The 9,237-nt window shown below is 44.1% G+C and carries 8 protein-coding genes; 4 read left to right on the top strand and 4 right to left on the bottom strand.

Annotated elements, in window-relative coordinates:
- Positions 1-168 precede the first annotated feature (168 nt).
- Together O9334_RS05770 and O9334_RS05765 are read right to left on the bottom strand one after the other, a co-directional pair.
- Positions 169-1,350 (bottom strand): serine hydrolase, encoded by a 1,182-nt coding sequence (locus O9334_RS05770; protein WP_287999658.1) that lies wholly within the window; start codon positions 1,348-1,350, stop codon positions 169-171.
- Between the two features lie 27 nt (positions 1,351-1,377).
- Positions 1,378-2,178, bottom strand: coding sequence for an RNA methyltransferase (locus O9334_RS05765; protein ID WP_046662435.1), 801 nt, complete (start codon positions 2,176-2,178; stop codon positions 1,378-1,380).
- Positions 2,179-2,214: 36 nt separating this feature from the next.
- On the opposite strand from O9334_RS05765, the gene O9334_RS05760 reads away from it, so the two are divergent.
- From O9334_RS05760 to O9334_RS05745, 4 genes are all read left to right on the top strand, one after another.
- On the top strand, positions 2,215-2,370 hold the full coding sequence (locus tag O9334_RS05760) for a DUF2256 domain-containing protein (RefSeq protein WP_002746413.1): 156 nt from the start codon (positions 2,215-2,217) through the stop codon (positions 2,368-2,370).
- A 169-nt stretch (positions 2,371-2,539) separates the two neighbouring features.
- Entirely contained in the window at positions 2,540-3,688 is a 1,149-nt protein-coding gene (locus tag O9334_RS05755; RefSeq protein WP_045360593.1) for a glycosyltransferase family 4 protein, read from the top strand.
- Positions 3,689-3,697: 9 nt separating this feature from the next.
- Entirely contained in the window at positions 3,698-5,032 is a 1,335-nt protein-coding gene (locus O9334_RS05750) for a TrkH family potassium uptake protein (RefSeq protein ID WP_045360595.1), read from the top strand.
- 239 nt (positions 5,033-5,271) lie between these two features.
- Entirely contained in the window at positions 5,272-5,961 is a 690-nt protein-coding gene (locus O9334_RS05745) for a potassium channel family protein (RefSeq protein ID WP_045360596.1), read from the top strand.
- Between the two features lie 190 nt (positions 5,962-6,151).
- Here O9334_RS05745 and O9334_RS05740 read toward each other — a convergent pair whose 3' ends face one another.
- Positions 6,152-7,750: a SpoIID/LytB domain-containing protein gene (locus O9334_RS05740; protein WP_287999657.1), complete on the bottom strand. Its 1,599-nt coding sequence runs from the start codon at positions 7,748-7,750 to the stop codon at positions 6,152-6,154.
- Between the two features lie 201 nt (positions 7,751-7,951).
- Positions 7,952-9,001 (bottom strand): hypothetical protein, encoded by a 1,050-nt coding sequence (locus O9334_RS05735; RefSeq protein WP_045360600.1) that lies wholly within the window; start codon positions 8,999-9,001, stop codon positions 7,952-7,954.
- Positions 9,002-9,237: the final 236 nt, after the last annotated feature.

Here is a 9,237-nt window from a genome sequence, read left to right as displayed (position 1 = left end):
CAAAAAGTGCCAGCCATTGCGGGGATCGGGGGCAAAATTCCTGGACTTTTTCCCTGAAAATTAGGTAATTGACCACCTGAAAATGGGTAAAACCCCACACCCCACACCCCACACCCCACACCCCACACCCCACACCCTACCCCCACGAAAAACTTTTTGCCGCAAACCCTAATTACCCGGACTAGGAATAACGACCGGACTAGGAGAGGGAGAAGACTGGGCGACCGGTTGCGGTTTGGCTGCGGGTTGAGTTTGATACCATTTAAAGTGTTGGTAGGCCGTGCGCGATATTTGTTGAATCAGAGTCCTAGCGTTGCTATCATTGTGGGGACGTTTCACCATCACTGCCCCTAGATAGCGTTTGCCGTTGGGCATATCAATAATCCCCGCATCCGCTAACATCGAGCCAATATCACCGGTTTTATGGGCAATATCGGCGGCTTTCTCGATACCTTGCGGCAGCAGGGTGCGAGTGCGCGTTTCCTGCATAATATTCAATAGACGATCGCGGGAACGTAAACTGAGTAATTCCCCTTGATTAACTTTTCCTAAGATTGTCACCAAATCTCTCGGACTTGTGGTATTGGTTCCTTCCAAGTCAGGTAAAGCGTTATTAATTACCGTACTGGTCAAACCCCAAGCTTGAAAACGCTGATTAAGAGCCTCTTTGCCGCCCATGCGCTTGATTAACATATTAGTAGCGGTATTATCGCTAATTACGTTCATTTTAGTGGCGGTTTCTAGGGCAGTATAGGTTTTATTCACTCCCAGATACTGCATATCCCCGGACCCACTGGCCAGGACATCCTTAGTGGCCACAAGGGTTTCATCGAGACGAATTTTCCCCGCGTCCACATCCTCAAAAAAGGCCACCAGAATCGGGATTTTAATCGTACTAGCGGCGGCAAAAATAGTATCTCCGCGAAAATTAGCGTAAGCACCGTTATCGAGGTCAATAAATAAAGCTCCCGCCTGTAATTTCGGATATTTGACCGCTAAAGCCTGTAATTTCTGGTTGAGGCTGCTCAGATTTTCGTTTAAAACTAAGGTGGTAGGTTTTGGGGTGACGGGTTTGGGAGTCGGGGAATTAGTAGCGGTGGGTTTTGGGTGTAGGGGTAATTTGCTCGGATCCACCACCGTTAAAACCGTACCAGCGATCGCACCTAAACCGACACCAAGGATAGAGAAGCGAAGAACCTGAAGGAGAAAAGAAGCGATTAGGTTAGGTTTACGTTGTTTTTTCGACTTTTTAACTGGTACAGGCCTTTTTTTATTGTTTGAGTCCAGGGACCTAGGGGACCCAGGACCAGATTGGACTTTAGTGGGACGACGAGTTACTTGACGAGTCACGGTTTTCCTCAAGGGTATCCAGATTTATTATCGATCGCTAGGAGAATTTTTTTTCTTGCCCTTGAGACTATCAAGACCGAGAAAAAGTTGCCCGATACTTTCAATATGACCGATAATGCCCCGCAGCAGGGCTAATTCCTCCACCGTGGGACGGGCCCGATGATAAAATTGCCGGAATTTCTCCATCCTAGCGGCGGCGGTGTGGGGGTAAAGATAGCCAATTTTGAGCAAAAAGCTCTCTAAGTGCTGATAATAGCCTTCTAGAGCCTCAAAAGTGGCATTGGGGAGCGTTTCTACCGGGGGTTCGAGCCTATTTTCCGTGGCCATTTGGTACAGTTCGTAGGAGCAAACCGCCACCGCTTGGGCGAGATTGAGGGAGGAATATTGAGGATTAGCGGGAATACCGACAAAACGCTGGGCGTGGTTCAGTTCGCTGTTACTTAAACCCCGGTCTTCTGGCCCGAAAATTAAGGCCGATTCCAGGTTAGGGGTGAGTAACCAGGGTAAGGCGGTCCGGGGTGTTTCGAGGGGAGTATTCAGGTGACGGGGTTTCGAGGTGGTGGCAATGATGCGATGACAACCCTGCAAAGCTTCCCCCAGGGTGGCTACCCGTGAACAGTTTTCTAGGACTTCAATTCCGTGTACTGCCATGCGTCGCGCTTCTTCTGCAAGGATATCACAGGCGGGATTGACGATAATTAAGCGACTTAAGCCCATATTCCGCATAATTCTGGCAGTGGAACCCACATTTAAGGCTCCGGCTGGTTCAACTAAAATAATTCTCAGGCGATCGAGTGGGGAACTCTGATTATTTTCATCTACACTCATAGATAAGGCGCAGTTTTTGACTTTTTAATTTTAATCATGGCACGTCAGCCCTCGAAGTCCGATCTTCCCAGTAAAATTTGTCCTGTTTGCGGTTTATCCTTTACTTGGCGCAAAAAGTGGCAAAACTGTTGGCATGAGGTCAAATACTGTTCAGAACGTTGTCGTCGTCGCAAGTCCTCGGCGAATCAGTAAAAAGCCGAGAATTTTAACTATCAAATAGGCACTCTTGCAAAGGGCAATTTTTAGCTGGGGACTTAGATGGATAATTAATTTTGCTTAGGTACTCTATTAGCTTTTAATTTTACGGCTAATTTAGTAAAGTGATACTTGGCTAAATTAACTTTTTCTTAAGAGAATCTGAATGCACATTGCCTGGTTAGGAAAAAAATCTCCTTTTTGCGGTAACGTTACCTATGGGCGAGAAGTGACTAATTCCCTGCTCGATCGAGATTATCAAGTCAGTTTTCTGCATTTTTCTTCCGAAAAACCCACCGTAAGCGATTGGCCTGACTTTTACGACGAAATCACCCTGCCACGTCTCTATAGTTCCCAAGTCTATACTATTCCCACCCTGAAATCGAGTCGGGTTCTACAGGATAAACTCAGGGAACTGAAACCCGATCTAGTTCATGCGTCCTTACCCCTGTCTCCCCTCGATTTTCTGCTACCAGAAATTTGTGAGTCTTTAGATTTGCCTCTGGTGGCGACTTTTCACCCGGCTTTTGATAGTAAAATTCGCAATCTCATCTCCAGTACCCAATTATTAACCTACCAACTACACGCCCCTTTTTTAGCTAATTACGATAAGGTAATTATTTTTTCCACTTCTCAACGGGATTTTTTAGTTAAATTGGGAGTTCCCGAAGAAAAATTAGCAATTATTCCCAATGGGGTTGATGTTAATAAGTATTGTCCCGGCACCTCGCATATTAAAGCTCAATACAATGCCGATTGTTTATTTATTTATCTCGGTCGGATCATGCCGGAGAAAAATGTAGAATCTTTATTGAAAGCTTGGAAAAAAACCAATTTAGGGGGTAGATGCAAACTGCTCATTGTTGGTGATGGTCCGTTGACTCCTTCCCTCAAACCTTTTTATGGAGAAGAAGATGGTATTATCTGGTTAGGTTTTATCGGCGATGAAAATAAACGAATTGAAATTTTGCGCGGGGTTGACTGCTTTATTTTACCCTCATTAGTGGAAGGTTTATCGATTTCCCTCTTGGAAGCGATGGCCTGCGGTGTTGCTTGTATGGCTACGGATGTGGGGGCCGATGGGGAAGTGTTAAAAGGTGCGGGAATAGTTCTAGATACTAAAGGACTAATTACCCAATTAAAAACTCTCTTGCCCGTATTACGGGATCATCCCGAATTAACAACAATTTTAGGACAAAAAGCCCGTCAAAGAGTTTTAGACTCTTACACTCTCAGCAAAAATATCGATCACTTACAGTTAGTTTATCAAGAAGTGTTAGCCAAAAAACAATCTTCTCTTAGCTACTTTCACTAAGGAATTTATATGACGATTGCCCGGACAATTTGCTTGGGATTTATTGCGGTAATTTTAGCGGGAACTTCCCTGTTGATGTTGCCTGTTTCTACCACCAGCGGCACTTGGAATGACCCAATTGTTGCCCTCTTTACCTCCACTTCTGCTGTCTGTGTCACCGGTTTAGCTGTAGTAGATACGGGTACTTATTTTTCTTTTTGGGGTCAATTATTTATTGCCTTATTAGTGCAAGTGGGGGGTTTGGGTTATATGACCACTACCACTTTTTTAATGTTATTAATTGGGCGAAAATTTGACCTGAGACAGAAGTTAGCGATTCAAGAATCCTTCGATCGACCTTTCCTACAAGGTAGTCAAAGTTTAATGAAATCAGTGATTGCTACTACTCTAGTTTTTGAGTTAACAGCAACCTTGATTATGTTAACTGTCTTCGCCCAAAAGTATGATTTTAGATATGCGGTGTGGTTATCTTTATTTCATAGTATTAGTGCTTGGAATAATGCAGGTTTTGGCTTGTTTAAAGATAATTTGATGTCCTATCAGTCTTCAATTATTATTAACTTATCTATCACAGGATTGATCATTTTTGGAGGTATCGGTTATCAGGTAATTATCGAGTTTTACACTTGGTTTATTTACCGCTTTCAATATAAAAGAAAAGGCTTTGTTTTTTCTCTTAACTATAAAGTTGCTATCAGCACAACTATATTTTTATTAGTGATGGGAACCTTGGCTTTTTTACTTACTGAACAGGGAAATGGTGACACTTTGGCTAATTTATCAATTAAAGATAAATTGCTGGCCGCTTGGTTCCAATCGGTAACATCGAGAACAGCAGGATTTAATACCATTGATATCGGTAAAATTTCCGTAGAAGGTTTATTAATTACCATGGCTTTGATGTTTATTGGTGCCAGTCCTAGCGGTACAGGGGGAGGTATTAAAACCACAACTTTTAGGATTTTATATAATTGTACCCGCTCGGTTTTAAGAGGTCGTGAAGAAGTAACTCTCTATCAAAGGCGCATTCCTATGCCGTTAATTTTAAAGTCAATGGCGGTGGTTTTTGGTTCGGTTATAGCGATTATTATCTCCACCCTAGCTATCTCATTTGTGGAGACAGATTTTAAAATGATTCAACTGTTTTTTGAGGTGGTTTCTGCCTTTGGAACTGTCGGACTATCTACGGGGATAACCGCCGCCCTATCGCCGATTTCTAAGTTAATTATTGTTTTTATGATGTATCTGGGACGGGTGGGAGTTATACTTTTAATAGCGGCTATCATCGGCGATCCGAAACCAACAGTTATTAATTACCCCGAAGAAAACCTTTTAGTGGGATAATTAATATCAGTTATCAGTTATCAGTTATCAGTTTCTGAAGGCAAGAGGCAACAGGCAAGAGGCAAAAGACAGAATCTGGCAATTCTCCTACCTAAAAAGAAGGTTAGAAACTAAGCTCATCAAAGCTTTTAGCTTAACCAATTAGGTTTTAGTTTCGGCCTTTGTTATCAGTTATCAGTTTCTCCTGTCTCCTCAATCATTGACACCAGCATTTTAAATGCGTAACAGTTTAACTTCTTATGCAATCAATTAAATTTTTTAGTAGTATGCGTCCCCAAAATCGTCAATTTGCCGTCATCGGATTAGGCAGATTTGGGCGCGCTGTCTGTGAAACCTTACGCAAACAAGGTTATCAAGTGGTAGCGACAGATATTGAAGAAGGATTAGTAGCACAAGCGTTATCTGATCGAATAGTAGATAATGCGATCGAGCTTGATTCTACCAAACCTAACGCTCTGCGAGAAGCGGGAATTTTTGAAACCGATACGGTGATTGTCGCTATTGGTAAATACGTTGAAGAAAGTATCATTACTACTCTCAATTGTAAGGAAGCAGGGGTTAATTTTGTCGCAGCTAAAGCCTCCACAGAAATCCATGGAAAATTACTCAAGAAAGTTGGTGCAGATTTAGTAGTTTTTCCCGAATACGATGCCGGTTGTGAGTTAGCGCACCGTTTGACTAGACCATCAATTTTAGAACGATTTGATCTCGATCCCGAACATAGTATTGTCGAGTTAAAAGTCCCAGAAGCTTTTCACGGTAAAACCCTAGCAGAGTTAGAAATTCGTAATCGTTATGGGTTAAATATTGTCGCTGTCGGTAATGCGGAAAAATTCAAGATTAACCCCAATCCCCAAGAAAGATTATACAAAGATTTAGCAATGGTGGTGATTGGTTCTAACCGAGATATTCAGCGTTTACCGATGTAAAATTTAGTCAAATATTTGATCTACTTAGGGTCTGCTGAAAAAGTTTTTCGTGGGGATAGGGTGTGGGAAGTGGGAAGATGGGGAAGTGAGAAAGCTGTCTCATCACCCTATCACCCCAAAACCCTATCACCCTATCTCCTGACTCCTGCCTTTTGCCTCTTGCCTCTTGCCTTCACAAGCTGATAACTGCTTAATTTCCTCGCCAAAAGACAATCGAATTATTGAGAGGTTGAATGGTGGTGCCGGGATAATAGAAAGCGAGAATTTGTTCGGGAGACCAACCCAAACGGGCTAAATTATAGGAACCAAATTGACTTAATCCTACCCCGTGGCCGAAACCGCCACCAATAAAGTTATAACCCTGGATCTGTCGATTGGTATCGTAGATAGGATCGATGTAGAATAGGGTACTGCGAGGCGGTTCCAAAGCACTACGCACCTCATTTTTATGCAGTTCCAAAATCCCCTTATCGGTTTGAATGGTCATAGTAAGAATCCGACCGGAAGGAGAGCGCTTAGTCACTTCCATCCATTGGATTTTCTGGAAATGGGCGAGGGGATGTTTTCTGCGTTTTAGATAGGTTTCTAGGTCTTGACTCAAATCAGCTAAAGAAGCTTGTTTTTGCCAGCGAAAAACCCGTCGCCCCGTCTCATTAAAACCATCTTTAAGATTAATAAACTGGCGAAAAGTTGTCTCATTAGCGAGGGATTGTTTCGACAGATCCCAGACTCGATTAGGGGAGTCCACCACTGCCCGGAGATAAGGTCTTTCTTCCCCATCCCAAACATCACTAAAAAGGGCAGTTATTCCGCCGGTGGTGGAGGAATAAAGGGCATCCACTAACTCATTTTGGTAGGTTAAAACCAGGCCTCGCGTGGCTGCGATCGCTTGATCAGCCCGGGGATTAGTTCCCGTCAATCCATAATAAACTTGACAATGGGTATCGGCACAGAGTTCGTAATTATCGGCTTGAAAACGGCGGCGATTGCGGAGGGCGTAGGTACGGGCGATAATAGTTTGCGCCTGGGTGGCACTTTCCGGGGCATCATGACCGATTTCGTGGGGTACAACCCCACGCAGGTAGGTTTCGAGGGGAACGTTATTAACTAGGGTAAAAGTGCCGTAGGCGTTGGGCTGTAGGCGCATAGTTCCCCCGTACAAACGTACCTGCTCGGGGCTATGGGTGACTTGAATCAGGTTTTTTTGGCTCTCGATTTCTAATTCTTTGGGAAAATAGCGCACCCCGTTGATCTGGAAAGAAACTTGCGGCTTTTCTTTGAGTAAAACACTATTAATATAGGGTTGATTGTGGCCTTTGGCTTGCAAACTGGTCAGCAACCAACGTCGCACTAGGGGATTTTCATAAACTTCTCGTTTTGCCCAGACCTGCCAGCGTCCGGGTTGGGTAATTTCCACTTTAATGCCCATTTTTGCCCAATTTTTGGCACTATTTTCGGCGGTTTCAAAGGTGGCGTGGTCGCTCAAAATGACTTTTTCTTGGAGGATGGGAGAAGCAAGGGGACGGGGAATAACTTCTAATTGTAGGCGATTGGTTTGCAGGGTTTGGGATTGGCCATCTTCTCCTACCACGCGCAGGGTGAGATTATCACCACTGGTACTGCTCAGGGTTAATTTTTCCTTGGCTTCATCGCCAAAACGTTGGACAATGCCCACTCTCAGAAGGACATCCTTGGCTATAGCGGCAGGAATTAGGGTTAAACTGAGCAAGATCGCCGCAGTTATGGAACCGATGCTAATTATTGCTTTTTTTTCCTTGATTTTTAGCATAAAGTCAAGTATCTGTTAATAAGTTTTCATAAAAGTTGAGGATATTCAGAGATTATAGCAGCAAGCCGTTAGGGGATAGGGGTTAGGAAGTGGGAGCAGGGAGAATAAATAAAAACAATCTCCTGAATACTGACTTCTGAATACTGAATACTGAATACTGACTCCTGATGGCTTCAAGACACCCAACCGCCAACAAAGCATCTAACTTCCCCCATCGCTGATAATGCGTAAACGTACCATTTTTTGCCCACCTTCATCCAGTTCTACTTCGATCACTTCACTGGTTAAACTTTCCAAACAGGTTAACATCGATCGCAGATGGGGATTACTTGCTCCCGTATCCACATAGAGGCGATCGGACAAACTACCTAAACGTTTCCAAGTAGTATAAAGTTTAGCTACGGCTTGCTCTAATTGTGTGGCTTGTTTAACCAGGTCCGCCGCCGTATTTAGACAATCGACGCGCAAAGCTTCTTCTAGAGCCATTTCGATATCTAAATTACCCCGTCGGAGAGTTTGTACTTGGGCCGCCGCATCGAGATATTTGGCTAAACTGCGTGCTTCCGAGGTGATTAATTTTACCGTGTCCACATCGGGATTAGCGGCGATTTCTTGGCGGAGAGTGTCGATATGAGTATCGGGTAACTTTTCTAATTCTTTGACTAAGGGGGCGAGATGACGCGCCGGTAAACTGCCGTCGCTGGCTTTTTCTTTCACTTCATCGGGTAGTAAGTCTGAACTCATCGCCGTCCATTCATCGGCCAATTGCTTCACTTCCCGACGGGTAATTCTCTCCCCTTGTCGGGCTGCATCACTGACTAATTTTTGAATTTCCGGGGCAGATTTGGCCGTTTCTACGAAGGCGCGTTTACTAAAATTATTGATACTATCGGGATCCAGTTGTCCTTCCGCCAGGAGAGTATCGGCACTATTAGCCAATTGAATCAGAGCATAAGCTTGACTTTTAGTGATTTCTCGCTTTTTTAACCAGTTTAAAAAGCCTGTACCCCGACTATCACCGCCTTGCTTTTCCCGGTCGCGAATAGCTCGCAAAATTCGCCCCCGCCAGATTTCCGTTTGCAAATCAAAGCGATCGCAGACTTGCCAAAAAGAATCCAGTTGCTGCTGAAAGTCATGATCTTGGATGGTTTCATCTTCGGGATCCGGCAGTTGAAAGTTAAACTCTAGAGGTGTTTCAAAGGCATCAATGATCGCGGAGGTGTCGGAGGAGAACGTGGCAGCATCAACCATATATGATAGACTCGGCAGTTAATCGGGCATTTTATCTTAACTCGCTCTGGCAACCCCCGACAAGCCGATTAATCTTCAGCCACATATAGGGAAGTGGTTGACACTCCCCGCTCTAAAGAGACGGGGATTCTTGGTTCACAGAGATTACTTGCTTAGACAGAATTGCTTCTGAAAAAGTAGAGGTATTCTCTCCCCAAGCGTTTATTGGATCGAGCCCAAAGGTTCCGGTATGCCCT

This window comes from Microcystis sp. LE19-8.1F (assembly GCF_027531715.1).
In the GTDB taxonomy this organism is placed as follows: Bacteria; Cyanobacteriota; Cyanobacteriia; order Cyanobacteriales; family Microcystaceae; genus Microcystis; species Microcystis wesenbergii_A.
This window is presented reverse-complemented; position numbering and strand designations above follow the sequence as displayed.

Excerpts from the sequence above, each read along its gene's own strand:
- O9334_RS05765 (WP_046662435.1), bottom strand. The coding sequence starts at position 2,178 with ATGAGTGTAGATGAAAATAATCAGAGTTCCCCACTCGATCGCCTGAGA.
- O9334_RS05740 (WP_287999657.1), bottom strand. The coding sequence starts at position 7,750 with ATGCTAAAAATCAAGGAAAAAAAAGCAATAATTAGCATCGGTTCCATA.
- O9334_RS05745 (WP_045360596.1), top strand. The coding sequence starts at position 5,272 with ATGCAATCAATTAAATTTTTTAGTAGTATGCGTCCCCAAAATCGTCAA.
- O9334_RS05750 (WP_045360595.1), top strand. The coding sequence starts at position 3,698 with ATGACGATTGCCCGGACAATTTGCTTGGGATTTATTGCGGTAATTTTA.
- O9334_RS05760 (WP_002746413.1), top strand. The coding sequence starts at position 2,215 with ATGGCACGTCAGCCCTCGAAGTCCGATCTTCCCAGTAAAATTTGTCCT.
- O9334_RS05755 (WP_045360593.1), top strand. The coding sequence starts at position 2,540 with ATGCACATTGCCTGGTTAGGAAAAAAATCTCCTTTTTGCGGTAACGTT.
- O9334_RS05735 (WP_045360600.1), bottom strand. The coding sequence starts at position 9,001 with ATGGTTGATGCTGCCACGTTCTCCTCCGACACCTCCGCGATCATTGAT.